Below are 397 nucleotides of genomic sequence, written 5' to 3'. Positions count from 1 at the left end.
GTCTGGGTCATGGGTGCTTGCCTCAATGGATTGCAAGCCGGTTGGTGATTCCCTCACCCTGATGCCACCTCCCTGTCTGATGGCCGGCGGAAAAGCTGCGTATCCTAGCGGGACTTTGTGAAAGCTTCAAGTGGTTCTGTATAAAATTTATTCCGTCACCGCCCCGATGCAAGGTAGTGAGATGGGACAAGAAGGAGGCATGCCAGAGGGAAGGGAGGCAACAGACAAAAAAATAGCCCAGTCGTTTGACTGGGCTATTTTCGGGGAAAATGGTCGGTGTGAGAGGATTCGAACCTCCGACCCTCTACACCCCATGCAGATGCGCTACCTGGCTGCGCTACACACCGACGGAGTCAGCTCGGCTGACCGGAAAGGAGTCTAATAGGATGAACAGTAG

The 397-nt window shown here is 53.9% G+C and carries 1 tRNA gene; it reads right to left on the bottom strand.

The features are described 5' to 3' along the window. Positions 1-270 precede the first annotated feature (270 nt). Positions 271-347: transfer RNA gene (locus tag JWG43_RS19105), tRNA-Pro, on the bottom strand. Between the last annotated feature and the right edge of the window lie 50 nt (positions 348-397).

The organism is Desulfobulbus alkaliphilus, from assembly GCF_016918545.1.
Lineage (GTDB): Bacteria > Desulfobacterota > Desulfobulbia > Desulfobulbales > Desulfobulbaceae > Desulfobulbus > Desulfobulbus alkaliphilus.
Note: the sequence above shows the minus strand (reverse complement) of the source record. Positions and strands in the feature narration are given on the sequence as shown.